The organism is Pseudomonas helleri (genome assembly GCF_045830615.1).
Lineage (GTDB): Bacteria > Pseudomonadota > Gammaproteobacteria > Pseudomonadales > Pseudomonadaceae > Aquipseudomonas > Aquipseudomonas helleri.
In genome coordinates, this window is sequence record NZ_CP174501.1 from 3,371,462 (window position 1) to 3,397,550 (window position 26,089).

Sequence of the window (26,089 nt, forward strand, 5' to 3'; positions counted from 1 at the left end):
TGCATATGCATAACCGTTCACTTTCTTTACTGGCTGCAGTGATTTCAACCTTTACCTTGTTGCCCGCCTACGCCGACGATCCGGCACCCGGCGCCGACAGCAGCGAGCGTCTGGACACGGTGCTGGTCACCGGTACACGCGGCAAGGCCCGCACCGTGCTGGACTCGCCGGTCCCGGTGGATGTGCTGACCGCTGCCGATCTCAAGTCGGCCGGTGCCAACAGCGGCGAGCTGGGCCAGGCGCTACAGACCTTGCTGCCCTCGTTCAACTTTCCGCGCCAGTCCAACTCTGGCGGTGCTGACCACGTGCGGGCCGCGCAATTGCGTGGCATGAGCCCCGATCAGGTGCTGGTGCTGGTCAACGGCAAACGTCGGCACACTTCGGCGGTGGTTAACGACTCGTCGAAGATCGGTCGCGGTACGGCGCCGGTGGACTTCAACTCGATCCCGATCAGCGCCATCAAACGTATTGAAGTGCTGCGCGACGGCGCGGGCGCCCAATACGGTTCCGACGCGATTGCCGGGGTGATCAACATCATTCTCGATGACGCCCCGGAAGGCGGTGAAGTGTCCACCACGTATGGCGTTTATCACACCCGTGAAAACGCCATCGGCAAGCGCATCACAGACGGCCAGAGCAGCCAGACTTCGGCCAAGATCGGCACCCGCCTGGGTGAAGACGGCGGGTTTATCCGCGTGGGCACCGAATACAAGGACCGCAATCCGACCAACCGCGCCGGTTATGACGGTTTCGCTGACACACCGGGGCAACGCAACTTCGCCATGGGCGATGGTCTGGCGCGGGATGTGAACGTGTGGTTCAACTCGGAACTGCCTGTTGGCGACAGCAAGGCCTACTCATTCGGCACCTACAACGAGCGCCATACCACCGGCTCGGATTTTTACCGCGAAGCCTATGAACACCCGGAGTTTTACCCCAACGGCTACCTCCCCCAGTCCCTTGGCGACAACAAAGACTTGTCTTTGACCGCAGGTTTTAAAGGCATGCTCGATGACGACTGGGACTACGACAGCAGCCTCACCCACGGGCGCAATCGCTTCGATGGCTCAACCCAGCGCACCTTCAACCCCAGCCTCGGAGCTGATTCGCCAACCCGCTTTAACACCGGCGACTATGAGTTCCGCCAGACCACCGCCAACCTGGACTTGAGTCGCGAGGTGCGCTTTGCCGATCGCTCGTTCGTGCTGGCCGTGGGCGGTGAATACCGTTACGAAAACTACCTGACGTTTGCCGGTGACCAGGCCTCTTACTTCGGTAACGGTGCCGACGGCGCCAACGGCCTGCGCCCAAGCGAAGAGGTGAACCTGGACCGCAATGTGTTCGGTACGTACGCCGAGTTGTCCGGCGACCTCACCGACCGTTTGTTTGTCGACGTGGCCACACGTTTTGAGCATTACGACGACGCGGGCAGCAAACTCACCGGCAAGCTGAGTGGGCGCTATCGCCTGACAGACCAACTGGCTTTGCGAGGTGCGGTGTCGAACAACTTCCGCGCGCCGTCGCTGGCACAGGTCGGGTTCCAGAACACCACCACTAACTACGGTGACAACGGCGTGCTGACCGACATCCGCACGTTGCCGGTCAACAGCCCGATCGCCCGCGCCCTGGGTGCCCAGAAGCTCGACCCGGAAACCTCGAAAAACTTCAGCCTCGGCCTCACCGCTCAGCTCAACGACCGCTTTGATGCGTCGCTGGACGTGTTCCATATCGCCGTCAAAGACCGCATCACCCTGTCTCAACGGATTGGCAGTGACGCGCTGGAGCAGTACATCAACGACAACTTTGGTGTGCCGGGCGTGCATGACGTGAGCTTCTTCACCAACGCCGCCGACACCAGCACCAACGGTGCCGAGTTGGTGCTCAACTACCACCAGCCGCTGTTCGACGGCGTGTGGGGCGTAACCGGTGCCTACACCTACAACCACACCAAAGTCACCAAAACCCGTGGCACACCTTCGCAGTTGTCGGGGCTGGGCATCGGCAGCGATGCGCTGGTGGGTGTCGAGGAACGCAACACCTTGACCGACGCGGCGCCCAAGGACCGCATCGTGCTGTCGACCAACTGGGCCAACCAGCACTGGGGCCTGATGAGCCGCCTGACGCGTCAGGGCAAAACCACCCGCGTGTTCGATTTTGGCGACTCCTGGCCGACGCAAACCTACGGGGCGGTTTGGCAACTGGATGCTGAAGCGCAATACAAATTCACCCCGGCGTTCGACATCGCGGTGGGTGGCACCAACCTGACCGACAAATACCCGGACCGCTCCAACTCGCAAATCAACTACGGGGGCAACCTGCCGTATGACGTGCTGTCGCCGATCGGCACCAACGGCGCGTACTACTACACCCGCCTTACTTACGCGTTTTAAATGTTCTGTGTAGGAGCGAGCTTGCCTCGCGATCTTTTAAAACGTCAAAAGATCGCGAGACGAGCTCGCTCCTACAGGGGGGATTCGGGTTTTTGGGGAACACTTTTATGAGCGAAGACGTATCTGCCATTGCCGGTATTCAGCGCCATTTGCCGGTTTTCCAGGCATTGCTGGTCACCCTCGGCATGGTGATTACCACCGATATTTTGAAAACCGCCCCTACGGTCGCGCTCAATGTGGGCAGCGACCATTTTTATTGGGTGTGGATACTCGGCGGGCTGCTGTCGATGGCGGGCGCCTTGTGCTTTGCAGAGATGGCCACGGCGTTTCCGCACCCCGGCGGCGACTACCATTTTTTGCGTCTGGCCTATGGCGAGCGTGTGGGGATGCTGTTTGCCTGGTCGCGTTTTTCGGTCATGCACACCGGCTGGATCGCGCTTTCAGCCTTTATGTTTGCCGATTACGTCAACGCGGTTCTGCCGCTCGGGCCTTATGGTTCCGGGCTGTTTGCCGCCGGGGTGATCATCGCCCTGGTGCTGTTGAATCTGCTCGGCCGTGAGATCGGCTTTCTGACCCAGACAGCCTTGGTGGTGTTGCTCGCCCTGGGGTTTCTGAGCATTGCGGCAGCAGGTGGCTGGCTGGCCTGGCAAGATTTTGTACCCGAGGTGCCGCAAGTGCTGGCGGTGCCTGAGCAAACCGGTTTTGCCGGTTTTTCTGCGGCAATGATTTTTGTTTTTCTGGCCTTTGGTGGCTGGAGCGATGCGGCCACGTTGTCGGCTGAGGTGCGTGATGGGCGGCGTGGCATGTTCATCGCCATGCTCGGCGCGCTGAGCCTGCTGCTGGCTATTTATCTGGCCTTGAACTGGGCCTTTATTCAGGGCCTGGGCTACGAGGGGCTGGCGGCCAGCGAGGCGCCGGGGGTCGAGCTGCTGAATAGGGCATTTGGTGCACCCGGTGTCGGCCTGATTCTGCTGGTGGTGGGTATTTCAGCGATTGCCAGTATCAACTCAACCCTGCTGGTGGGTGCCCGCACAACGTTCGCAGCGGCGCGGCAAGTGCCGCAATTGAGCGGCCTCGCCGTGTGGGACAAACGCCATGGCGTGCCACGTCGGGCGTTGCTGGCGATTGGCGCCGTGTCGCTGTTGTTGGTGCTATTTGGCAGCTTTTCGCAAAGCGGTTTTAACACCATGGTGGAATACCTGACCCCGGTGTACTGGCTGTTTCTGAGCCTGAGCACCCTGGCCCTGTTGATCTTGCGGCACAAGTATCCCGATGCGCCAAGACCGGTCAAAGTGCCTTTATACCCGGTGCTGCCGCTGCTGTTTTTCTCGCTATGCCTGTACATGCTGTATTCCAGCGTGGTGTTCGTCGGTTACGGCGCACTGCTGGGGATTGCCGTACTGGTACTGGGCGCGATTTTGCTGGCGTTGATGGGCAACACCAGCATCAAGCCGTCATCGACTGAGGAGCTGTTATGAAGAAGTGGGGCGTGTTTGCGCTGCTGCTGGTGGTTGCCGCCGTGGTCGCCGTGGGCGTCACGCGAGACAAAAAAACGCTGGCGGGCGACCTTGATGGCCGCGCCATGGTGCGCAGTGAGCTGTACTTTGCTGCGGTGGACCCGCAGGCGTGGGATGAGTTTTTGTCTGCCGAGGTAACGCCACGCTTCCCGGATGGCCTGAGCTGGTACAAGGTCAACGGGCAATGGCGCGGGCCGTCCGGCAAGCCGGAAAAGCTGGCGTCGCGCATCATGATCCTGATCCATGCCGACAACAGCGCCAACCGCGAAGCGCTGGCCACCATCGGCCAGATGTTCCAGGAACGCTTCGGCTATGCCGTGCTGCAAGTGGTCAATCCGGTCCGGGCAAGCGACCCGGACTGGACAGCCGAACGTCTGGACGACAATCGGCAACTTTCACACTAGAACGACACCTGCGCCGGTTGTGACAGGCGCAGCACAGACAGATCGCCGGTGATGCGCTTCCAGGCCAGGCGAATGGCTTCGATGTCCTGCTCATGCTGCGCGTTGCCTTCGTGCAGGATGACGATCACCTTGGTGCTCAGCCGCTCCGGCTCGGGGGCGCCGTGGTCGCGCCATTGGCCGTAGGCTTCGAGCACGCTGAAGCCGTCCGGAAAGCGTGGCGTGACCTCCTTGTCCAAAAACTCTGTCCAGCGCTGCGGGCTGATGACATCAGCGCCGCTGCCGCCCAGCGACCCCAATGAGAAATACAGCTCCGTGCGCAGCCATTGCGCCTGGGCGGGTCGCGTCGGGTCGCCGTGCAGTGATGAACTGGCCGGGTCTTTGGTGTGTACAGCAGCGGGCGGTGCACTGGCACAACCGGCAAGCGCCAGAAACAGTGCAGCGAACAGAAAACGTGACGGCATGAAGCGACCTGCAATCTTTGTGAGTGGGGGTGGAAAGGCCGACACTATAGAGGGCGTTTTGACGGCTCATCCAAGACTAAAAACAGCTTTTTAAATAGCTTAAAGGCATAAGAAATCGCCCCCTGCTTGTGTAGGAGCGAGCTTGCCTCGCGATCTTTTGACCCTGACATTTCAAGACACCATCAGATCAAAAGCCCCTCACCCTGGCCCTCTCCCGAAGGAGAGGGAACCGATTGGGGGATGCTGAAGGTTTTTAGCAATCTGAGGCTATGGTGCAGCTACACAGTGGCTCCTGCGGGCTGGATCAGGCCTCTGTATCTGATATTTATGCTCACATCCCAGCTTAATAATATTTTATTTAAAACAGCCCTCCCCCTAGCCTTGAAGTCATGCACGAACTGAATCCAACTGCATTACGCAAGGACAGAGACATGACGCTAGCGACAAAAACAATAGACACCTTGGTAGTGGGGGCTGGCCAGGCGGGTGTGGCCATGAGTGAGCACCTGAGCAAGCAAGGTGTGCCTCATCTGGTGCTGGAGCGCAGTCGTATCGCTGAACGCTGGCGCACCGGTCGCTGGGATTCGCTGGTCGCCAACGGACCGGCCTGGCATGACCGCTTCCCCGGCCTGGAATTCGATGACGTGGCCGCCGATGGCTTCGCCCCCAAAGAACGCGTCGCCGATTACTTTGAAGCCTATGCACGCACGTTCAATGCGCCGATCCGCACCGGTGTCGATGTGCTCTCGGTGGTGCGCAATGTCGGCCGCCCGGGCTTTACCGTGCACACCAGCGAAGGCGTGATCGACGCCAAGCGTGTGGTTGCAGCCACCGGCCCGTTCCAGAAGCCGGTGATCCCGGCCATTGCTCCGCAAGGCAGCGCACTGCATCAAATCCATTCAGCGGATTACCGCAACCCGGCGCAACTGCCTGCGGGCGCTGTGCTGGTGGTGGGCGCCGGTTCGTCCGGGGTGCAGATTGCTGATGAACTGCAACGCTCCGGGCGCCAGGTGTATTTGTCGGTGGGTGCTCACGATCGCCCTCCCCGCGCCTACCGCAACCGTGATTTCTGCTGGTGGCTGGGGGTGCTGGGTGAATGGGATCAGGCGGCGATGAAGCCGGGGCGCGAGCACGTAACGATTGCCGTCAGCGGTGCCCACGGTGGCAAAACCATCGATTTTCGTGAGCTGGCCCAGCAAGGCATGATCCTGGTGGGGCTGACCCAGGCGTTCAACAACGGCGTCGCCAGCTTCCAGCCCAACCTGCTGGAAAACCTCAAGCGCGGCGATGAAAACTACCTGGCACTGCTGGATGCGGCAGACGCCTACATTGAGCGCAATGGCCTCGATTTGCCGCTGGAGCCGCAAGCTCGCCGGGTGTTCCCGGACGCCGACTGCGTGAAAAACCCGATTCTGCAGCTGGACCTGGCCGCCGCCGGGATCACCTCGATTATCTGGGCCACCGGCTTTGCCGTGGACTACAGCTGGCTGCAAGTCGATGCCTTTGACGCCGCTGGCAAGCCGCAGCACCAGCGCGGTGTGTCGAGTGAATCGGGGATCTACTTCCTCGGATTGCCATGGCAGTCACGCCGTGGCTCGTCGTTTATCTGGGGCGTGTGGCACGACGCCAAATACGTGGCCGACCACATCAGCATCCAGCGCCAATACCTTGAATACCGCGACGCTGCACCGGTTGTTCGGCAATCGCCTGTCAGCGCCTGATTAACTATTTCTGGAGTTTTTTTGATGCCTACTCACACTCGCATCCGCATGTTCAACACCAAAGAAACCTACCCGAACCAGAGCCTGGACAACGACCTGTGCCAGGCCGTGCGTGCCGGTAACACGGTGTATGTCCGTGGCCAGGTGGGCACTGATTTCGAGGGCAACCTGATCGGCCTCGGCGACCCCCGCGCCCAGGCCGAGCAAGCCATGCGCAACGTCAAGCAACTGCTGGAAGAAGCCGGCAGCGACCTGAGCCACATCGTTAAAACCACCACTTACCTGATCGATCCGCGCTACCGCGAGCCGGTGTACCAGGAAGTCGGCAAATGGCTCAAGGGCGTGTTCCCGATTTCCACCGGGCTGGTGGTGTCGGCGCTGGGTCAGCCGCAGTGGCTGATGGAAATTGACGTGATCGCAGTAATCCCGGAGTAAGGAGGCTCGCCATGACCTTTTCAATCGTCGCCCGTTGCGCAGAAACCGGCCAGTTGGGCATCGCCATCAGCTCATCGAGCATTGCCGTGGGCGCTCGTTGCCCGTGGCTACGTCCCGGTGTGGGGGCGGTGTCGACCCAGAACATCACGCTGCCGGCATTGGGCCCGGATGTGCTCGACCTGCTGGAACAAGGCCTCGCGCCCGGCGCGGCCATCGACACGGCGCTGACCCGCAATGGCTACAGCCAGTACCGGCAACTGACGGCGATTGATCATCAGGGCCGCACCGTGCACTTCAGCGGCAGCGAAACCCTGGGCACGCACAATGCGCTGTCGGGCGAACAGTGTGTGGCGGCGGGCAATATGCTCGCTGACCGCACAGTGATTGCCGCAATGGTTCAGGCGTTTGAGCAAGGCGAAGGTCAGTTGGCCGACCGCCTGCTGGCCGCAATGCACGCCGCCATTGCCGCCGGTGGTGAAGCGGGCCCGGTGCATTCAGCCGCGTTGGTGGTGGTGGGCGAATTGACCTGGCCGATCATCAATCTGCGGGTGGATTGGGCCGATGAAAACCCCATCGGTGAGCTGCAAAAACTCTGGGACGCCTATCGCCCGCAGGTCCAGGATTACATCGACCGCGCCCTCGCGCCTGACCGTTCCCCAGGTTACGGCGTGGCGGGAGATGATCGATGAGCCGCAGCCGCGAACTGCTGCACACGCTGGTGGGGTTTGACACCACCAGCCGCGAGTCCAACCTGCATTTGATCGAGTTTGTACGCGATTACCTGGCAGGTTTTGGCGTGAGCTGCGAGCTGGTTTACAACGACGAACGCAGCAAGGCCAATCTGTTTGCCAGCATTGGCCCGAGCGAGGTCCCCGGCATTGTGCTGTCGGGGCATACCGACGTGGTACCGGTTGATGGCCAGCCCTGGACAACGCCGCCGTTCGAGCTGACCGAACACGATGGCAAGCTGTTTGGCCGGGGCACGGCAGACATGAAGGGCTATATCGCCTGCGTGTTGGCACTGGTGCCGACGCTGGTGCAGACGCCGTTGCGCATACCTGTGCACATTGCCCTGTCGTATGACGAAGAAGTCGGCTGCCTGGGCGTTCGCTCGTTGCTCAGCGTGCTGGAGCAGCGCCCGGTCAAGCCGATGCTGTGCATTATTGGCGAGCCGACGGAACTCAAGCCGGTGCTCGGGCATAAAGGCAAGTTGGCAATGCGCTGTGATGTGCACGGCGAAGCCTGCCATTCGGCCTATGCTCCCTATGGCGTGAATGCCATCGAGCATGCCGCCGAGTTGATTGGCGAGCTGGGCCGCCTCGGTCGCCAGTTGCGCGAACGCCAGGACCCGCGCTTTGACCCGCCCTTCAGCACCGTGCAGACCGGGGTGATTGCCGGGGGCAAGGCGCTGAATATCGTGCCCGCCGATTGCCGCTTTGATTTTGAGATTCGCGCCTTGCCGTCACAGGACCCAGGTGAAGTGGCCGAGGCATTGCAAACCTATGCGATGCAACAGGTCCTGCCACGCATGAAGGCGGTGAGCCCGCAGAGTGCGATCCGTTTTACCGAGCTGTCAGCGTATCCGGGGCTGGTCACCGATGAGCGCAGCCAGGCGGCTGAGTTGATTGCGGCGTTTTCCGGGTCTCGGGAATTCGGCACGGTAGCGTTTGGCACTGAAGGCGGGTTGTTCGATGCCGTGGGCATCCCCACGGTGGTCTGCGGCCCGGGCAGCATGGACCAAGGGCATAAGCCGGATGAGTTTGTGAGCGTGGCGCAACTGGCCGGGTGTGATGCGATGCTGCTGCGGATGCTGGATTCTATCCGCGCTTAAGTTTCGTCCTTGTAGGAGCGAGCTTGCCTCGCGATCTTTTTAAAGATCAAAAGATCGCGAGGCAAGCTCGCTCCTACAGGGCCGTGAGGTTAGCTGAGGACTCTGGCCAGTTCTTCGCGGCAATAATCGACAAACAATTGCACCGGTTTGGTCAGCGGCGCCCGACGCAGCCACACGGCTGAAAGCCCGGAGCCGGTGACGGTTTCGGCCAAGGGAATGCACACCAGTTTCTGCCCGTCGTAGGTGTATTCGGTGAAGGGTTTGGTGACCAGAATCGAAAATCCGAACCCCCGACCGACCATGCCCCGCACCATCTCGATCGACGGCGAGCTGAAGACAATGTTCGGGGTCAGTCCGCGCTCTTCGAAGATGCTCACGAAGTAGGTCCGACTCGGCAGCACGTCGAGCAAAATCATCGGCTCCAGCACCAGGTCGGCCAACGACACTTTGGCCTGCTGCGCAAAGCGGTGGTCCGCCGGTAACAGCGCGTAGGGCTGCTGCGGCGGCATCAATGGCGTGGTCTCGATACTGCCGCCCAGGTCGTGTTCGAAGAGCATGGCCATGTCGATGCTGCCCGCTGTCAGCGCCTGCACCAGCTCTTGCTGTTCGCCATCACGGATGCGGATTTCCACCCCCGGCCAACGCTTTTTGAACCCTGCAATCAGCCGCGGTAAGTACAGCGGCGCGACGGTCTCGAAGCAGCCGATGTCGATCTGGCCCGACACCACGTCATTGTCCGCTAGGGCGTTTTGCTCAAATTCATGGGCCACGCGCAGCAATTCCTGCGCCTTGCGATAAAAACGCGCGCCGCTGGGCGTCAGCGAAACGCCTTGAGCGTGGTGACGAATAAACAGCTGCACGCCAAAGCTGTCTTCCAACTGCTTGATGGCGGTAGACACCGAAGGCTGGGCGATATAAAGCTTGCGTGACGCCTCTGCGACGCTCCCGCATTCGGCCGTAGTAATAAAATATTTGAGTTGGCGCAGGTTGTAGGCAGCCATCGGAACCTCGATAAACGTGGGGTTTCGCCCCAAACAAGTGCAGAAAAAAGCCGTTTTTTTCAGCGTTGGCGGTGTATGCAACATACCGGAGCAAAAAAAGGTATGAGCTATATTTTTTAAGGTCTATAGCAACAAACTTACTAATTTACCTGCTTGCCACCATTACAGATGATCACTCCAACAACAAAGCGCTGCCCTGAAAGCGCACTGCGAAGTACGCCCACGTACTCTTCCTGCCTTGGAGTTCATCATGGTCACCACTGCAACATCCTCCGCACCACTCATCGAAAAGCACACGATTGGCTACGTGCCCCCGGAAGATCGCCATGGAAAGGTAAGAGACCTCTTCACCCTGTGGTTCGGCGGTAATATCGCGCCGTTGCCGATTGTGACCGGCGCACTGGGTGTGCAACTGTTCCACCTGAATCTGGTGTGGGGCATCGTCGCCATTCTGGTCGGCCACTTGCTCGGCGGCGTGCTGATGGCGCTGCACTCGGCCCAGGGCCCGCAAATGGGCATCCCGCAAATGATCCAGAGCCGCGCCCAGTTCGGCTCTCTCGGCGCGTTGCTGGTGGTGGTGATCGCCGGCGTCATGTACATCGGCTTCTTTGCTTCCAACATCGTGCTTGCCGGTAAATCCCTGCACGGCGTGGTCGACTCGGTGCCCGTACCGGTCGGGATCGTGATCGGCGCCATCGGCTCCGGGATCATCGGCATCATCGGCTACCGCTTTATCCACGTGCTCAACCGCATCGGCACCTGGGTGCTGGGCGCCGGTATCGTGCTGGGTTTCGGTTATATCTTCACCCACATCCAGACCACCGACTTTCTGACCCGCGGCGAGTTCAACATCTCCGGCTGGCTGGCCACTGTGTCGCTGGCGGCCCTGTGGCAGATCGCGTTTGCCCCGTACGTGTCTGACTACTCGCGCTACCTCCCGGCGGATGTACCGGTGGCGTCCACCTTCTGGGCCACTTACATGGGCTCGGTGCTGGGCTCCAGCCTGTCCTTCATCTTTGGTGCGGTGGCCGTGCTCGCTACGCCGGTCGGGATGGACACCATGGACGCCGTGAAACTCGCCACCGGCGCGATTGGCCCGTTGATGCTGGTGCTGTTTCTGCTCAGCGTGATCAGCCACAACGCCCTCAATCTGTACGGCGCCGTGCTGTCGCTTATCACCTTGATTCAGACCTTTGCTTATCGCTGGATTCCGACGGCCAAAAGCCGTGCGCTGATCTCTACCGTGGTACTGGCGGCATGTGCGATTGCGGCGGTCTTCGCCTCGAAAGACTTTATCGGCCATTTCGTCGACATGGTGCTGGTGCTGTTGGTGGTCCTGGTGCCGTGGACGGCGATCAACCTGATCGACTTCTACGCGATTCACAAAGGCAAATACGACATCGCTTCAATCTTCCGCGTCGACGGTGGCATTTATGGCCGCTACAACCCGCAGGCATTGCTGGCCTACGCCATCGGCATTGCAGTGCAGATCCCGTTCATGAACACACCGTTGTATGTGGGCCCGATCTCGGCACACATCGACGGAGCGGATTTGTCCTGGGTCGTAGGGCTGCTGGTGACGTCGCCGCTGTACTACTGGCTGGCGAGCCGGGACAGTGCGTACAAGCGCCGAATGAATGAATCGAAACTGGTGGGCAGCGTCTGATTAAAGGCCCGGCTTTTAAGCGCTGACGATGTATGAGGCTGCGATGGGATGCGAAAGCACCCATCGCAGCCTTCGTGCCTTGGCAGCGACTACAGGGTTTGGTGACATCAGTAGCCATTTGAAGACCCTGCATGCGAGCGTGGCGACTGTGCATGCGACATGATCTACCGCACGTAAGTGCACCCTGCCCTGCTACGCTGTGTGTCTTGTCGCGTGAACAGGGAGGACGCCATGAGCGTTATGTTGAAGCGGGCTTATGAACAGCCGAGTGACACGGATGGCCAGCGCATTCTGGTCGACCGGCTTTGGCCTCGGGGCGTGGCCAAGGCGAAAGCCAGGATTGATCTGTGGCTCAAGGAGGTCGCGCCCAGCACCGAACTTCGCCAATGGTTCGGGCACGCACCTGAAAAATGGCCCGAGTTCAAAAAGCGCTACTGCGAAGAACTCAAGAACAACCCCGCGCTGCCGCAACTCCAGCAACAGGCGCAGCAAGGCGACATCACGCTGATTTATGCGGCCAAGGATCAATCACACAATGAGGCGGTGGTGCTCAAAGAGATGCTTGAGGGCCGCCTTGTGCTGGGTTGAGTTGCTTTTTTCTGGTGTGACAGGAATACAGCGTATGGGCGGCCTACTTACGCGATTTGCCGAACATCATGCGCCAGCGATTGCGGTTGAGCAGTACCCAGCCGGTCAACTGCATGCACCCGGCCAGTACCAGACTGCGCATGAGGGCAGGCTCTGTAGGCTTTGGCCCGGTATAGATGCTGTACAGGGCGAAAAAGACACCGAGCAGGCCGAGAATGAAAAAGATCAAACCGAGGATGGTGAGGCGATGCAACTTGAGCGAGGACATGGCGTAAATCGTTAAGGACTGGAGGCGTAACGTTACCCGGTAATGGGTCTGGCTGCCAATCGGTCAGCGATTCGAGGGGGCGACTCGCTGACACGCTCAGGCAACTTCAGCCCACTAGAACGTCAGCCCTCCTTGTTCGAGGGTCAAGATCAAGGCGTTCAAGTTATCGGGGGCCACGCGTATCAAGCCTTTGCCCGGCACATCGATCTCCGCAATCATGAACAGTGCCAGCGCTGTAAAAATTGGCATGATGCACACCAACACATTGCTCCCGGACTTGCCCCGCGCATTGTAACCAATCAAAAAGTTGGAACAAACCGCACTTAACACAAGCAGTGCCCATGCAACGACCGGTATCTGATGCCGCCAGCTGGACATGGTTTTTTGTTGGGCCACATACAACTCACTGCTTGCATTTAGCACGGTCACAATGACCGGGTTGGGATTTTGCTTAGCGAGCTTGCTGATTTGAAACCACATATAGGCTTGTTTTTTGATGGATTCCATCCGGATATCCGCGCGTTTGGCATCATCATCGGTGGCATAAAATGCAATCCGTAGGGCCAGGTATTCCTCCAGCAACTTCTCTGCGGTCTCTTGCTGAGACTCGGTGAGCAACGTCGTGCGCTGGAATGCATTACCGATGGCGACAGCTTCATTTTCTTCGGCGGCCATGCGTGAGTTCAAACCGCTTATTGCAAAAGAAAGAATAAAACCCACCAACAAACCAAACATCGACAAGATGCAGCCTAATACAACTTTTAGCTCATCATCGAAATCAGCATTGCGAACAGCTTTACCGCCCCATACCACCTTGCCTGCAAACGCTGCCAGGCACAAAACCAGCAGCATCGACACTAAAATCAACCACGAATACATATCAATGGGATGGAATATTGAGAGCATGTTTTTAATTTTTAAGTTGGGATTTGAACTAGGTATAGCACGCCAAAAAATCGCGCACGCACGATTTATCAGGTGCACCTGCTGCAGGAAGGAAATGAGGATTTGTGGCAGTGACTGGTTTGGCAAAAAGCTCAGGGGCACACAGCCCCTGAGCTTTTAATATCGTGCGCCCGAACAGCGCACATCAGTTCTGCGGAATAACTCGCGCACCGCTGCCGGAGCCTTCGATGTACACGTGCATGCCGGGCGCCAAAGCCGGGTTTACCGGCTGGGTTACTGACACCAGAACACCGCTTTTGAGGCGCACAATGAGTTGTTGCGCTTCACGGGGTTTGTCGTAATTTTGCTTCTCGGCGTAATTACCCCCCACGGCCCCCGCCAGCGCCCCCGCCACCATTGCCACGTCCCGCCCGGTGCCTGCACCGATCAAACTGCCCAGACCGGCACCTGCGATACCGCCCACAATGGCGCCAATACCACTGTCATGGTTTGACTTGACTTGCGTGAGTTCAACTTGCTCAAGCACGCCCGTACGGATTTCAAACTCCCCGCCGTTATTAGATCCACCAGTGACACAGGCGCTGAGCACTAGCGCTGCGAGGGTGATTGTTAACGTGGATATGATGCTTCTCATGGCGCACTCCCTGTTGAAAAGAAAGGTAGGTTTAAACCCGAAAGAGCGTAGCACATGGTTTTCGCAGGTTCGGGGAGATGTGCGCAAGGTGGATCGGGAGTGTTTTGGCCGGATGTTATTGAGGCAGACAGCCTATTGTTTGAAGAGAATTCCGTCACGTTGCCTGCCCAACTCGATGTTCTTGGCGAGTTCATCCTGCCATTGTTTTTTCTGCTGTTCCGTTGTCAGGTCCGGGTCCAGTTTTCCACTTTCGGTGAGGTTTGCGGCCCGTTGCGCCGCCGATGGAATCTTGTCAGCACTGAGCCGATACCACTTGTAGGCCTTGGCCATATCGGCGGAAACGCCATAACCCTTTTCATACATGTAGCCCAGATTGGCCTGTGCCATCGAGTCGTTGGCGAGTGCCGCGATTTCATACCAACGAAAGGCCGCCTTGAGGTCCTTGGCTTTTCCGTTACCCGTTGCAAAACACTTACCTGCCTGAAAGGCTCCTTGCGCCAATCCTGCCTCACCTGCTCGCACATAGAAATCGCAAGCCTTTTGCATCGACGCATCGGCTAGGATGTTGCGCTCATTGAGCAAGCCCAACTGTAATAACGCTTTTGCATAGCCAGCTGCGGCTGCGAGATTGTAGAGATCGAGAAACTTCTGCTCAGAAAACTTAACTCCAAGTTCATGCTGGTACATAAAACCCAAGTTGTAGGTAGCCTCCGGATTTTTCTGCCTGACCGCTGCTTCCAGGTAGGTCTTGGCCAGGTCGAGATTTTGCTCGATATCGCCACCTGCCAGATACAGGGCGCCCAAGGTTGCGTTGGCCCGCTCATAATCCTTGGCCGCCAGCGCTTTCCAGATGTCCAGCGCGCCGGGAACATCCTTGGGCGTGCCTCTGCCCGTCAGCTTAAGACCCGCCAGCATGTGCCTGGCCGCCAATTCATCGGGATTCGCAGCCAGTTGCTGAACCATGGAGAACGCGTTGTCATAGCGCCCTGCCGAATACTCGGCGCGAGCATACTCAATCGTTAACGCACTGGCAGAGGTCTGCAGAACAACCAGTGCTAACAAGCACGGGAGCAGTGTCTTAAGTGGTTTCATATCAAGCACGCCCTTGCAGATTTAACGTTGTAAACCAAGTGGTAGTGAGAGAAGCCCCTCCAGCCCAACACATAGGGTGCAGGTAGCTTGCGAGTCCCCGAAAAGATCGCGGGCATCCGGATTGTTTTATTACCCGCCTCCACCTCGACTTCGGCACTGTAAGGTTGTTCGTAAGCCGCTCCGCGTGCGTCATTGACGACACCGCTGGATGTGATGTCCCGCACAGCACCTTGCGGCATGATCGCAGTCGCCAGATAGTCGCCCGAGTACCCGGAATCCAGTGCCACGATCGTACTTTTGCCATCCACTTTGGCGATGAAGTACAAGAATTGGTTAAAGCGCATGAAATCGCTGTTCAGGAAGACCCTTGCTCGACACTCTTTTTCCAGGCTTGCAAGTTCATGAGCCGTCAGGTTGATGGCAATTCGCTCCGGCGAGAGATACAAACTGTCGAATCGCGAGATCATATCCAGACCAATAAGCGTCATCTGCCCTCCAACTAACACCACAACATCGCGCATTTGCGTATTGCCGATCTTCAGTTCCTTGATCTGATAAAAAGCCGCCTTTACTTTGCCAGCCCGATAATAAGTGCCTATCTCGGCGTCATAGTGCAGGGGCGTTAACTCAAGTTGCCTCGCATCCTGTTCGCTGATAAGGGTGACACTGGCACCGGTATCAAGTGCGCCGCTTACCTTCTGGCCATTTATTTCGATATCGACAAGAGGCTTTGTGCTGTCTTGCAAAAAGCCCTCGCTTTCCGGATTCAAGGCAATATTGGTTTCAGCTTGGCTGATCAATCGCGTAGGCGATAAGGCTGCCAACTTTTCGAATAGAGCAACAGGAACGAGCTGAAACAACTGATTCTTTGCACGAGTATCAAGCGTTGCGAAAATACCGCGCAGATCATCGAATCTACCGGCACTGATCGCATTTGCGCTGACCAACAGCAGGCAACCCGACTTTAAACTGTCCTCTACTTGCTCACAGAGCGACCCTTGGGCGCCGTCAGCTCGGTTTCTTATCAGCGTCCTCTCCAGTATCAATGCCGATACAACATCCCCACCCTTGCGTTCGGCTATCTTGGCGATGACTTCTTTTCGCGGGTAGGCCAACGCGACGGCAATCTCCTGCAACCCCTCTGCCAAAGCCGTCTGTGCCTGCAAGACTATGCACACGATCACTACCACTCGCTGAATCACCCTTATCACCACCCTCCTGGTCGTTTGATGTTGGGCCGCCCATTGCTTCAAGGCATATCGGATTTATCCTACAACTGGATTTTTACAATTTAAGTGTCCAGCGAATTCACGCGCACAGGCCTTCGCAAAACCTCATTACCACTGGGATACATAACGGGGCTGGCAAGCCAGGCGGATCAATGATAGTTAGATGACTGCCCATCCAGAACTGCAGAAGTTGTGACAATGCCGAAGAAACAAACTGCAACATCTGCAGCCGCTACTGCTGCAGATATCGAGCGATCCATCCTTACGCTCAACAAAATGGCTGAACGTTTATGGGGCGATGGCAGAGAGACCGAGGCTAAAGCACTGCTTGAAGCACTTGATGCATTAAACCGGGCGTTAGACAGAATCCGCATTGGCGAGAGCCGCCGTGTCGTGACTCTCCACTGAACACAGCAGGAACCCATCCCATGAACAAGCCTTCAGGTAACGAGGGAATAGCCAGAGCCTCCGAAAACCTTTATGACCACGGCCAAAGGATGCGCGTCAAAGCCTGGCGACTGATTCAGGCAGGTGATCGCGAAGAAGCGCAGAAACTGTTGTCCATGGCCGATATGTGTGATCGGTCGCTGGTGCCGATGCTTTCGGGTAATGAGATGGCCTGGAAGCGCGAGTGAGGGATCAGGCTATCTACTGCACTGCATCAGCCAGGACGTCATAGCAGGACGTCATCGAAAGCCTGGGCCAAGTCAGCCTGTAACTCTTCGCGAATAGCAACAGTACTGACCTGGCCGAAAATACATGCGTTCAGAAAGAAGCGCACGACGTCAGGCCGGCACTATTTCATTACTTGTTGACCATCTCTTTAATCGTTCCGGTAGGGACGCTAATCAACATGTATTTGCCCTTGATCTCCACCCACTGCTCATGCTGCTCAGGTGCTTTAAGCTTGCGATTTTTCCAGTCTTTGATTTCCAGGCTCTCACGTTGATATTCAGCCGGGACTATATCGCCAATCTTCATTTCCACTGCGCCGGCACCTGGTCGATCAAGAGTCACGCTAGGCTCATCGGCGGCAAAGGACAGGCTGGACAGTGAGCAAAGCAGCCCGATGGTTAAAGCGGCAAATGGTTTTTTGTAAGTCATCAGTTATTCCCTCTGTGGACGTGGCGCAGCGAGTGCGTTGATCAATCCTCTGTCAGACCGGGCAGTGCTCAGGCAGGGCTTTCAGAATCCTTTAGCCCGCTCATAGCGAACACGTTGCTGACCCAATCAAGCAGACTTCATGAAGAAGTCACCACAGCTATGCGCTCGCTGGGGTGGTATGAGGTTGACCAGCCTGCACAGGAAGCGTTCATTAAAATGACGACTAAGTGAGAGGTAATCCCGTTTGAACAATTGAGCAGGGATTTATGCATCGTCCGAAAGACAGGATCGGGCATGCTGCATGAGCGCCATTAGCCACCATCCACCGCAACCGACTGAATTTAAGCGAAAAAAAATTCCCGGAAAACTGGCACGGCAAATGCGACAGGCATAAGGACATTGCCGGCAAAGATCGGCCCCCACCATCCGTGATAGCGAGGGAATACCATGAACGCCATCGACCTTCTGAAAGCCGACCACGAAAAAGTAAAAGGCATTCTTAGTCAGTTAAGCGAGTCGACTGATCGGGCCGTCAAGAAACGCAAGGAGCTTTTGGAAAAGCTTGAACTGGAAGTAAGCATTCACACCCAGCTTGAGGAGCAAATCCTTTACCCGGCCTATAAAGCTGCAGGCGGTAAAGCTGAGGCAGAAATGTACTATGAAGCCAAAGAGGAGCACCGCACAGTCGACTCCCTGGTACTGCCTGACCTGAAGGGCACAGATCCGACAAGCCCTGAGTTCGCTGGTCGCGTGAAAGTGATCAAAGAACTCTTGGAACACCACATTGAAGAAGAAGAAACCGACATGTTCCCTCACGCGAAAAAGATCTTGGGAAAAGCCAAACTTGATGAGCTCGGGGATCAAATGCTTACTCTCAAAGCAAGCCTGAAGAAAAGTTTGACCCCATCGAAAGCCGCTTGATAGTACCTCTTTGATTTAAACCCAAGCCCGCTACTCAGCGGGCTTTCAGTTATTGCAGTGGTCTAATGATTCCGGACACCCATTCAGGCACGAATGTTCGCCATATCGAGGTGTCAGATGACCAGACAACGCCGTATCTTTTCCGCTGAATTCAAACGCGAGGCTGTCGACCTCGTACTCAAGTAAAATTACAGCCGCATTGAAGCCTGTCGTTCGCTCGGCTTTGGCGAGTCGCCTTTGCGACTGGATGGTGACTTGGTCACCAAAGCACTGGATATGGCCTATGAGCAACGCGGTAAGCCTCAAGGGCTGCTATTTCTTTCGGATCAGGGGTCGCAATATGGAAGTCGCCACTTCCGTCAGCGTCTGTGGCGGTAACTACGCCACCTTGTATCTCTCAGGTAAGTGACCCGGCTCACGATTAGCATCACTTTTGCGCGCCGGGCGCCATCAAGCGATGCAACATGCCTGATATCCTTCCCTGCCAGGAATCCAAGCCCCAGCGCTTTCAAGGACGTAGTGAATGAATTCGCAAAATATCGTCCGTTATTGGCACGCCGTCGAACTGCTGCAACCTCAGGCAGTCCCAAAGCTGAAAAAGCGCGACAGCGACTACCAGCCGTTTTTCCAAGACATCCCCACCTCAGCCCAAATCCTGCCGTGGATACCAGCCAATCCCCTGAGCCGACAGCGCCTGCCGAACAAACGCGTATGGAGCCACACGCTCTACGCACACCTCTACAACAACCTGGATGTTTCTCGCCAGCTAGAGACTCTCTACGGCGCTGACCAAGGCTACAAGGAGCCACAACAAAGGCTCACCGCCCTATACGCACTCAAGTTCAACGATCAAGGCATGATGGTGGTTGATAGCTTGGTGCTATCCAGCGAGGCATGGTTCGTCGGCTGCGCCATCAACAAGAAAGATTGGACACGCGGCTTCGAGGAGACCCAGGATTCCCTCCGCGAACAGGCTAAAAGTCTGCTCAGTGGCGTGGTCCACGCTGCTGACCTGTCACGGCTGACAAACTGTATTCGCCAGACCTTGGGACTCGATGATTTTTTCGCAGACACGCCGCGCGAACATCGCTTCCGCTCAGCACCGATCAACCCGAACAAGCCCGAACAAGAAGACGATCCGCTCAACAGCTTCCTGCTAAGCGATTTGGCCGATATGGCCGATGCCCTGGCCCGTGGCGAAACTAGCGAGCCGTTGGCCCGCTACCTGAGTCATCACGACACCACCCAGCACCTGCACCTCGACAAGTCCGAAGCAGATCTGGCTCTGATTGATCGCCTCGCCCCCTCGCGCTATGCGACCGGCTGCTGGCCTGCCGAAAGACATTTGGGGTTGGTGCACTCCCAACAACTGGCAGTCAACAGCCTGCTCCAAAACCTCAGTAACAACACCGGCATAATGGGCGTCAACGGTCCGCCAGGTACCGGGAAGACCACCCTGCTCCGCGACCTGATCGCAGCAGTGGTGACACAGCGAGCCGACGTACTGGCCTCGTTGACCAGGGCCTCGGACGCCTTCATCCAGGATGGTCGCGAATCCGCCAACGATGGCGGACGCGAACGCTTTGCCTATCAGCTCAACCCCCGCCTGTTTGGCTTCGAAATGGTGGTAGCCTCCTCCAATAATGGTGCCGTGGAGAACGTTACTCTCGAGTTGCCCCAGCAGGATAAGGTTGACCCATCCTGGCTGCCCGATGCCGAATACTTCAGCGAACTGGGCGAACTCACCAGCGACAAACCGGCTTGGGCAATGATTTCTGCGGCATTGGGCAGCAAAGCCAAACGTACCCAGTTCGTCGATCGCTTCTTCTATGGCAAGCGTCCACCCAATAAGACCCAAGACGAATCCACACTCTCCCAACCAGAGGCCCTCGACAACGGTATCTTGGACGAAGATCTCCCGGACGACGACCCAACGCCCGACGCATCCGTAGCGAACAACACGCAAGACAAGCCAGCCCCCAAAGGCATGCGCGAATGGTTGTCCGAGCAAGTTCCACAAATGAAGTTGCTCTCGTCCGCCGAAAAAACCAATTTCTGGCGCACCGCCGTAAAGCAATACCAGGACGCCAAGAACGCCGAACAAGCGATACGCACTCAAGTCAGCGACATTCTGGAACGGGTTCAGGCAGTGATCAGCGCCAAAGCCCGAGTACATCAGAAGGAAAAGGAGCGCCAAGTCCGTCTGACCCAACGCAGCGGTCTTGATGACGAACACGCTACGCTGGAAACACTGCAGCTCAAGCCCGCTCGCGAGCAACTGCAACGCGAACTCCAGGCTCTTGAAGCACACCTTGCAAAAAAACCGGGTTTTCTCGCCAACCTATTCAGCCTTTGGGGTGCTCATCGCACGTGGGCAGCTCGGCAACGACTGCTCAATAGCACTTGCACCTTGGCCAAGGACGCCTTCGACTGTGCGCAACGCCAGGCACAGCGGCTAAGCGGCCGGCTCACCGAACTCAATCAACAATTGGCTAGAGACGAACAGGAGATCAATGAAGCCGTGCTCCACGCCGCCCTGCAACTCGACAAGGCTCGCAGCATTGCCCAGGCGGGCAAGGCCAGGCATTTGCAAGTCTGGCTGGAACAAGGTCAGATCGGCAGAGGCAGCGAGATCGAGCTGCTCGAACCCTGGATAGTCGAAGGCTGGCGTCAGGCTCGGGCACAGGTATTCATTGAAGCGCTCAAGCTGCACCGCGTCTTCTTCCAGATCGAAGCCTCGCGTTTACGCGCTAACCTGGACTTCATCACCAGCACGCTTACTGGCAGTCATTATCGGGGGGTATCCAAGTCCGTGGTACGTTCTGCATGGGCCTCGCTGTTCATGGTAGTACCGGTGCTCAGCAGTACCTTCGCCTCGTTCGCCCGCTCCTTCGGTAGCCTTGGCTGCGCAGAGATTGGCTGGCTGTTGGTGGACGAAGCAGGTCAAGCTACACCGCAGGCTGCAGTGGGGGCCCTATGGCGTTCACGCCGGGCTGTGCTTGTCGGTGATCCGCTGCAATTGGAACCGATCGTCACCGTATCTGATGCCGTGCTCGAACACATGCGTACCCGCTATCAAGTCGATGCACACTGGCTACCCAATCGCCAGTCTGCCCAAACCTTAGCCGACCAGGCCACCCCTTGGGGTCGCATGGCTGGTCCCAAGGACAAGAAACATTGGGTCGGCCTGCCGCTGGTGGTGCATCGCCGCTGTGACAAACCAATGTTCGACCTGGCTAATCGCATCGCCTACGACGGAGCCATGGTCTATGGCACCATCGAGCCCTCTCCCGCCAAAGAAACTCCTGCCGGTCTACTCACCGGCTGGGTGCACGCGAGTGGCCGCTCCTCTGGCAATTGGGTCGACAATGAAGGCAAGGCGCTCGAACGTTTGTTGGCATTGCTTTATAGCGACGGAGTGCCGCTGGATAGCATCGCAGTTATCACGCCCTTTCAGGACGTGCGCAACCAGCTAAGGGATCGATTAGATACCAAGATCGTGCGCGGTACGATTCACACCATGCAAGGTAAAGAGGCTGCAATAATCATCCTTGTCCTGGGTGGGAGCAGTGAAAACGGCGGCGCTCGCGAATGGGCAGTGTCCAAGCCTAACCTGCTCAACGTCGCTGCCACCCGGGCCAAGCGCCGCCTGTATGTGATTGGCGATCGCAATGACTGGAAGCAGCGGAAACTCTTCTGTGACGTTATTGAGCTGCTACCAGCTCATTCCCAGATAACCACCGACAGCCATGTATGACAAATACCGACGCCTTAAGTACTTCTTCTAAGCTTTATACGAAATCAGAGAGCGGGTTGGGTTTGGGGTTTTGATGGTTAGAGGTCAACGATTTTCAGCGGCACTACAGGCTTCAAACCACTAGCCTTGACTTTGCCTTGCTTCCCCCCGTTGCATTCAACGGTGGTGCTCCAGCCGCTTTGGGTAAAGACCTGTTCTACCGAGTCCACCAGGTACTCGCCCTCGAGCCCTGTCTTGAAGCCTTGGGCGTTGATGCTCCGCTCGGCGAACGGGTCGGTGCGCCCGGGCATTTCCAGTCGAACAGCAGCGGTAGAACGGTTGAAGGCTGTCAGCCGAGCTTTGGCCGCTTGTTCGGCGGCAGATTTGTTTGGGTAGATATGCCGGTCAGTGTGCACGGGGGGGAGTTCCTCCGGCGCGTCTTCATTGTTGAGGGTGATGATGTGCAACTGGCCGGTGTTTGGATCCTGATGTTTGGTTATCACGGCTTTGTGGGCGCTGCGATCGACCAAACGAAACTGCCATCGGCTTACGTCGATGCGGGTCAATGTGAATGCGCCCAAGAGCTTGCCGCTTGCGCTTTGCCCCGCCTGGCCCGGCAGGACCAGTAACATGCCGTCGGCCACTTTGGCGGTGCAGTCGTATTGCTTGGCCAGCCGGGTGATGAAGTTGAAGTCTGACTCGCTCAGTTGATCCGCCCGGGCAACTTCGGTCGTCACCGGGCAGATGGGCGATCAACCATTTCACACTGCCACGTCGTTGACGATGCTGCCCAGGCTGACGTTTTCCCAACTGCCACTGCGTGTGCTTTTGCCGCTGCCTCGCATGTCGCTGGCTTTGCCTCGGATCACCAACGTGTCGGGTGGGCCTGATAACTCGACTTCATCGACGGTGTAACGGCCCAACCGGGTCAGCGCTGTGCCGGTATAGCCGAGGAAGATTTCGATGCTGGCCCCGCGATTTGGCAAGGCGACGGCGCTGTCGCGGTCATCGATGCGCAGTTCAAAGTCGTCGGACTCCATTCCGGGTTTGTCAGTGGTGCGCAGCAATAGCAGGCGGTCATTGATCAACGAAGTGATGTCGGCGCCGTCTGCGACGATGCGAAAGGTGGGGGTCATAAATACTCCAAATTAGAAAATTCCCACACAAAACACAGAATCAAGGAAGGTTTAAAAAAAGCCCAAACAGGCTAGTTTCGCCGCTCGCCTTCTGTCTGCTTGTTGCCACAGTAGGCTTGCCCGCTTATTTATTTGTGAGTACGATAAAATCAATGATCGTTTTCGACGATGCTAAGCGTCAAGCCAACCTTGCCAAGCATGGTCTTGACTTGGCAGATGCTGGCTTGGTGTACGACGCGCCGAACAAGATCACACTCTGCTCGCCTCGACAGGATGAAGATCGGTTGCTGGACATCGCCATGGTCGAGGTTATGGGGGTCGTTCTGGTGCTGGTTTATGTGGAACGTGACCAGGATGTTCGAGCTATCTCATTGCGCCGCGCTTCAAAACAGGAGAGAAAACACTATGCAAACCTCCAGCAAGACTGATTGGGAACGTGTCCAGCGTGAAGCCGCTGCCGATGAGCCTGTAACGCCAGAAACTGGTGAGTTGTATGACCCCAATGATCCGGCAGCCGTTGATGCGTTCTTCACTCAAGCAACTGTCCGTCGTCGAGGCGAACGCGGACCTCAAAAAGCTCCGCTCAAAGAGCGGGTCACTTTGCGGCTTTCTCCAGAGGTAGTGGACTACTTCAAAGCGGGTGGTAGCGGCTGGCAAACTCGCTTGGATCAAGCGCTGCAACAATATGTGCAAGAGCACCAGGGTTGAGAATGCAAATGATAAAATATCCATTTTTCGAGGCTGGCCGCGCGACTTGGCAGGGATACGGCGCTGTCGCGGTCATTGGTACTCAGTTCGAAGTCGTCGGACTCCATACCGGATTTGTCCGTGGTGCGCAGTAATAGCAGGCAATCATTGATCAATGCGTTGATATCAGAACCATTTGAAACAATGTGAAATATGGGGCGCTCGGGTTAATTTCAGACATGAAAAAAACCACTCAATAGTTGGCTAATAATTTAAGTGCCATACTGATTTATTCAAGACTTATTTTAATACAACCCTATTTTATGGTCCGGAATTTCCGAGCGCTCACAGAGCAACCAATTCAGCTAGAAGAGCTATTGACGGACACTTTAGCAATGCCAACTTACGCTTCCTGACTCATTCCTCACGAAGCAAGTAAAACCATAAGATTACTTCCCAAACAAATAAAGCAAAAACAAACTAACGACCAACCCAACCTCGATCACGAACAACACAAATAGCTTAAACCTGAGATTCCTTGGCACCGTTTCAAAATCTGCCGAATCAAGTGTGCCGCGCTTTATAAAAACATGACTACAAGTCAGTATTACCGACACCGCGATTATGAAAATCAGCCTTCCAAAGTACCCACCAGCGTTCAGTTTCAACCTGATACCTATTGCCGAACTATTTTTTAAACCAGTAGCAATCGTACTAATTTGGGTACGCCATAGGCGCAGACATAATAAAATCCAAACAGGTATTGCAACGATCGTTAACAGTGCAAGCCCAAGCCGAGCCCCCCCCATTGATGACCAGTCCACGACCGTTACAGCCGCGAATAGAAACAGAGCCCACGTAAAACACCCCCCTACCTTATAAAGAGCAATCAGCCTTGCTTTTAGTTCCTCCGGAAACTTCGCAATATCTTCAACACAAGCTCCACCGTCTGGAATATAAACACCGGGAGCTTTTATCACCCCGACGATCCCACCTAAAACAAACAAACGCCCCCAGGGACCTCCATTTTTTAAGGGCGCTTTAATTGTAACGACTGGAGAGTTTTCAAAATAACCCAGCATTTCATCCAACTTTGCATACGCCACATATAACGCCACACCAACAAAACCAATACACCCAGCAAAAATAAATAGCCCCACACCTAACGTTATTGCATCACTCGTACTTATACTCATTTAACGGCCTCGTAAATTATGTCGCTAATGCTCTCCCCAGCCTTTCCTCCCGCAATACCAGCACCTAAAGAGCCCACTCCTACGACCAGTACGCCACAGACCAATGTCCCAACACCGCCAGTTGGCACACCAAGCCCCAAACAAACATATCCAACAGTAGAGCCTGTTAACACTGCGCCTCCCGCTGCACCACCTGCGAAGCCGCCCAAAAAGCCGCCTGTTTCAGTAAACTTAACCCTCTTGCAAGCCTCAGTATTACCCGCCGAACAAACGTCTTGAACCTTCATGTAAGAGGCAGTTCCACCAATACCCGTGCCAATCCAACCACCGAACTTAAGATATTTGGATGCCTTGGACACACCTTCAATATGGGTGGCATATCCCGGTATTTGATCGGGGCCGCCCGCTGCCGTCCAGCGATGAACCAAGCTCCGCGTAGAGATGCCAAGTGCACTTTTTAAATTTGGATGGTCCGCAAACCCTATGCCTTTACGGGTTAAAGCGGTCAGGTTCGTGTTGAGTTGTGCCAGCAGCCGCTTACGCTCTGCAAAAAACGCTGACGAACGCAGATGTCCATCCGCTTGGAACGAACGAACGTGTAACGCTTCGACCTCTTTAAAAAGTTTTGATACGTCATCCAGGTTCTTGGCAAACATCGCCTCGCCAATACCTATTGCCGTTGCACCCTGGGCGAAAAAGGTTTCGATTTCACCACGGTGCCTGACCATGAAGTCAGCCTCTTCCGGGCTAAGCGCGTTAACTGCTTCATTAGCTTTGGCAGCGGCCGCCATCAATATCGCTTCTTCACGGGTGCATTGCAGGTTATTGGGATCGCTCAACACGATCATCGAACCGGCATTGACAATACTCAGCCCGGGGTTGAGTGCATCAAACTTGCTCATCACAGCCGGGTATTGCGACGAGAACAGCGCAGCCTTTAACTGATCGACTGTCGTGCTTTTGGGAACAACATAGAAACCCGGCTCTTGCAGTGGCTGCCTGAACTCTGGCTTTGAGACTGGGAGTAGCTCTCTCTCCCGCTCAACGTGGCTATGAAAACTGCCGGGCCTGCCTTGCCCCGTAATGTGCGCATACCGACCCAAGTTGTCATCGCTTAACGGACTGAAGGGGTCAGCGTCGACCAGCAACAAGTCTCCGTTTTAAAC

25 protein-coding genes and 3 pseudogenes are annotated in these 26,089 nt (G+C 56.5%); 16 read left to right on the forward strand and 12 right to left on the reverse strand.

Annotated features, from left to right (window positions below; translation table 11 throughout):
• The first annotated feature begins 5 nt into the window (after positions 1 to 5).
• The 3 genes from ACJJU9_RS14950 to ACJJU9_RS14960 all read left to right on the forward strand — a co-directional run bounded on the left by ACJJU9_RS14950 (position 6) and on the right by ACJJU9_RS14960 (position 4,311).
• Complete coding sequence (locus ACJJU9_RS14950; RefSeq protein ID WP_353231835.1) at positions 6 to 2,390, forward strand: TonB-dependent receptor; 2,385 nt, start codon at positions 6 to 8, stop codon at positions 2,388 to 2,390.
• A gap of 107 nt (positions 2,391 to 2,497) precedes the next feature.
• Positions 2,498 to 3,868 carry an APC family permease gene (locus ACJJU9_RS14955; RefSeq protein ID WP_407728875.1) on the forward strand — a complete coding sequence of 457 codons (1,371 nt, stop codon included), beginning with the start codon at positions 2,498 to 2,500 and terminating at the stop codon, positions 3,866 to 3,868.
• Positions 3,865 to 4,311: a DUF3574 domain-containing protein gene (locus ACJJU9_RS14960; RefSeq protein ID WP_407728876.1), complete on the forward strand. Its 447-nt coding sequence runs from the start codon at positions 3,865 to 3,867 to the stop codon at positions 4,309 to 4,311. Before ACJJU9_RS14955 ends, ACJJU9_RS14960 begins: the two co-directional genes overlap by 4 nt.
• Here ACJJU9_RS14960 and ACJJU9_RS14965 read toward each other — a convergent pair.
• Positions 4,308 to 4,772, reverse strand: a complete 465-nt coding sequence (locus tag ACJJU9_RS14965) for a DUF3574 domain-containing protein (RefSeq protein WP_048386895.1) — start codon at positions 4,770 to 4,772, stop codon at positions 4,308 to 4,310. The two genes, ACJJU9_RS14960 and ACJJU9_RS14965, sit on opposite strands and share 4 nt — an antisense overlap.
• Positions 4,773 to 5,161: 389 nt before the next feature.
• On the opposite strand from ACJJU9_RS14965, the gene ACJJU9_RS14970 reads away from it, so the two are divergent.
• From ACJJU9_RS14970 to argE, 4 genes are read left to right on the forward strand one after another with little or no spacing between them, the layout of a single operon-like run.
• Positions 5,162 to 6,493 (forward strand): flavin-containing monooxygenase, encoded by a 1,332-nt coding sequence (locus ACJJU9_RS14970; RefSeq protein WP_407728877.1) that lies wholly within the window; start codon positions 5,162 to 5,164, stop codon positions 6,491 to 6,493.
• Between the two features lie 24 nt (positions 6,494 to 6,517).
• On the forward strand, positions 6,518 to 6,928 hold the full coding sequence (locus ACJJU9_RS14975) for a RidA family protein (RefSeq protein WP_047293191.1): 411 nt from the start codon (positions 6,518 to 6,520) through the stop codon (positions 6,926 to 6,928).
• An 11-nt stretch (positions 6,929 to 6,939) separates the two neighbouring features.
• The gene (locus ACJJU9_RS14980; protein WP_047293189.1) at positions 6,940 to 7,617 is read left to right on the forward strand and encodes a DUF1028 domain-containing protein; all 678 of its coding nucleotides are present in this window, start codon (positions 6,940 to 6,942) and stop codon (positions 7,615 to 7,617) included.
• Positions 7,614 to 8,759, forward strand: coding sequence for an acetylornithine deacetylase (gene argE, locus ACJJU9_RS14985; protein WP_407728878.1), 1,146 nt, complete (start codon positions 7,614 to 7,616; stop codon positions 8,757 to 8,759). The genes ACJJU9_RS14980 and argE overlap by 4 nt, the downstream gene beginning before the upstream one ends.
• 89 nt (positions 8,760 to 8,848) lie before the next feature.
• Here the strand turns inward: argE and ACJJU9_RS14990 are convergent, their stop codons facing one another.
• Positions 8,849 to 9,760 carry a LysR family transcriptional regulator gene (locus ACJJU9_RS14990; protein WP_047294692.1) on the reverse strand — a complete coding sequence of 304 codons (912 nt, stop codon included), beginning with the start codon at positions 9,758 to 9,760 and terminating at the stop codon, positions 8,849 to 8,851.
• A 250-nt stretch (positions 9,761 to 10,010) separates the two neighbouring features.
• Between ACJJU9_RS14990 and ACJJU9_RS14995 the strand changes: the two genes are divergently transcribed.
• Together ACJJU9_RS14995 and ACJJU9_RS15000 are read left to right on the forward strand one after the other, a co-directional pair.
• The gene (locus ACJJU9_RS14995) at positions 10,011 to 11,426 is read left to right on the forward strand and encodes a cytosine permease (RefSeq protein ID WP_047294695.1); all 1,416 of its coding nucleotides are present in this window, start codon (positions 10,011 to 10,013) and stop codon (positions 11,424 to 11,426) included.
• A 231-nt stretch (positions 11,427 to 11,657) separates the two neighbouring features.
• The gene (locus ACJJU9_RS15000; protein WP_353231839.1) at positions 11,658 to 12,014 is read left to right on the forward strand and encodes a DUF488 family protein; all 357 of its coding nucleotides are present in this window, start codon (positions 11,658 to 11,660) and stop codon (positions 12,012 to 12,014) included.
• 43 nt (positions 12,015 to 12,057) lie between these two features.
• Here the strand turns inward: ACJJU9_RS15000 and ACJJU9_RS15005 are convergent, their stop codons facing one another.
• From ACJJU9_RS15005 to ACJJU9_RS15025, 5 genes are all read right to left on the reverse strand, one after another.
• A complete protein-coding gene (locus tag ACJJU9_RS15005; RefSeq protein ID WP_407728879.1) occupies positions 12,058 to 12,282 on the reverse strand; it encodes a hypothetical protein in 225 nt (74 codons plus the stop codon).
• A 114-nt stretch (positions 12,283 to 12,396) separates the two neighbouring features.
• Positions 12,397 to 13,329, reverse strand: a complete 933-nt coding sequence (locus tag ACJJU9_RS15010) for a hypothetical protein (RefSeq protein WP_407728880.1) — start codon at positions 13,327 to 13,329, stop codon at positions 12,397 to 12,399.
• A gap of 43 nt (positions 13,330 to 13,372) precedes the next feature.
• Positions 13,373 to 13,822 carry a glycine zipper 2TM domain-containing protein gene (locus ACJJU9_RS15015; RefSeq protein WP_048369308.1) on the reverse strand — a complete coding sequence of 150 codons (450 nt, stop codon included), beginning with the start codon at positions 13,820 to 13,822 and terminating at the stop codon, positions 13,373 to 13,375.
• A gap of 132 nt (positions 13,823 to 13,954) precedes the next feature.
• Positions 13,955 to 14,914 (reverse strand): tetratricopeptide repeat protein, encoded by a 960-nt coding sequence (locus ACJJU9_RS15020; protein ID WP_407728881.1) that lies wholly within the window; start codon positions 14,912 to 14,914, stop codon positions 13,955 to 13,957.
• Positions 14,911 to 16,104, reverse strand: coding sequence for a retropepsin-like aspartic protease (locus tag ACJJU9_RS15025; protein WP_407728882.1), 1,194 nt, complete (start codon positions 16,102 to 16,104; stop codon positions 14,911 to 14,913). The genes ACJJU9_RS15020 and ACJJU9_RS15025 overlap by 4 nt, the downstream gene beginning before the upstream one ends.
• 237 nt (positions 16,105 to 16,341) lie before the next feature.
• Here ACJJU9_RS15025 and ACJJU9_RS15030 point away from each other — a divergent pair, with 237 nt between their 5' ends.
• Positions 16,342 to 16,551: a hypothetical protein gene (locus ACJJU9_RS15030; protein WP_082148698.1), complete on the forward strand. Its 210-nt coding sequence runs from the start codon at positions 16,342 to 16,344 to the stop codon at positions 16,549 to 16,551.
• Between the two features lie 20 nt (positions 16,552 to 16,571).
• Positions 16,572 to 16,778, forward strand: a complete 207-nt coding sequence (locus tag ACJJU9_RS15035; protein WP_123751518.1) for a hypothetical protein — start codon at positions 16,572 to 16,574, stop codon at positions 16,776 to 16,778.
• Between the two features lie 169 nt (positions 16,779 to 16,947).
• Here ACJJU9_RS15035 and ACJJU9_RS15040 read toward each other — a convergent pair whose 3' ends face one another.
• Positions 16,948 to 17,247 (reverse strand): RcnB family protein, encoded by a 300-nt coding sequence (locus ACJJU9_RS15040; RefSeq protein WP_401095399.1) that lies wholly within the window; start codon positions 17,245 to 17,247, stop codon positions 16,948 to 16,950.
• Positions 17,248 to 17,694: 447 nt separating this feature from the next.
• Here ACJJU9_RS15040 and ACJJU9_RS15045 point away from each other — a divergent pair, with 447 nt between their 5' ends.
• From ACJJU9_RS15045 to ACJJU9_RS15055, 3 genes and pseudogenes are all read left to right on the forward strand, one after another.
• On the forward strand, positions 17,695 to 18,168 hold the full coding sequence (locus tag ACJJU9_RS15045; protein ID WP_407728883.1) for a hemerythrin domain-containing protein: 474 nt from the start codon (positions 17,695 to 17,697) through the stop codon (positions 18,166 to 18,168).
• Positions 18,169 to 18,414: 246 nt separating this feature from the next.
• Positions 18,415 to 18,543: pseudogene (locus ACJJU9_RS15050) on the forward strand (IS3 family transposase); the annotation flags it as partial.
• Between the two features lie 148 nt (positions 18,544 to 18,691).
• On the forward strand, positions 18,692 to 21,925 hold the full coding sequence (locus ACJJU9_RS15055) for a DEAD/DEAH box helicase (RefSeq protein WP_407728884.1): 3,234 nt from the start codon (positions 18,692 to 18,694) through the stop codon (positions 21,923 to 21,925).
• Between the two features lie 77 nt (positions 21,926 to 22,002).
• On the opposite strand, the pseudogene ACJJU9_RS15060 reads toward ACJJU9_RS15055, so the two are convergent.
• Positions 22,003 to 23,040: pseudogene (locus ACJJU9_RS15060) on the reverse strand (phage late control D family protein).
• Positions 23,041 to 23,192: 152 nt separating this feature from the next.
• Between ACJJU9_RS15060 and ACJJU9_RS15065 the strand changes: the two are divergent.
• Entirely contained in the window at positions 23,193 to 23,468 is a 276-nt protein-coding gene (locus ACJJU9_RS15065) for a BrnT family toxin (RefSeq protein WP_407728885.1), read from the forward strand.
• Positions 23,446 to 23,748 carry a BrnA antitoxin family protein gene (locus ACJJU9_RS15070; protein WP_407728886.1) on the forward strand — a complete coding sequence of 101 codons (303 nt, stop codon included), beginning with the start codon at positions 23,446 to 23,448 and terminating at the stop codon, positions 23,746 to 23,748. Before ACJJU9_RS15065 ends, ACJJU9_RS15070 begins: the two co-directional genes overlap by 23 nt.
• An 11-nt stretch (positions 23,749 to 23,759) precedes the next feature.
• Here ACJJU9_RS15070 and ACJJU9_RS15075 read toward each other — a convergent pair.
• The 3 genes and pseudogenes from ACJJU9_RS15075 to ACJJU9_RS15085 all read right to left on the reverse strand — a co-directional run.
• A pseudogene (locus ACJJU9_RS15075) lies at positions 23,760 to 23,942 on the reverse strand (late control protein); the annotation flags it as partial.
• 234 nt (positions 23,943 to 24,176) lie between these two features.
• Complete coding sequence (locus ACJJU9_RS15080; protein ID WP_407728887.1) at positions 24,177 to 24,923, reverse strand: hypothetical protein; 747 nt, start codon at positions 24,921 to 24,923, stop codon at positions 24,177 to 24,179.
• On the reverse strand, positions 24,920 to 26,071 hold the full coding sequence (locus ACJJU9_RS15085) for a hypothetical protein (protein WP_407728888.1): 1,152 nt from the start codon (positions 26,069 to 26,071) through the stop codon (positions 24,920 to 24,922). The genes ACJJU9_RS15080 and ACJJU9_RS15085 overlap by 4 nt, the downstream gene beginning before the upstream one ends.
• Positions 26,072 to 26,089: the final 18 nt, after the last annotated feature.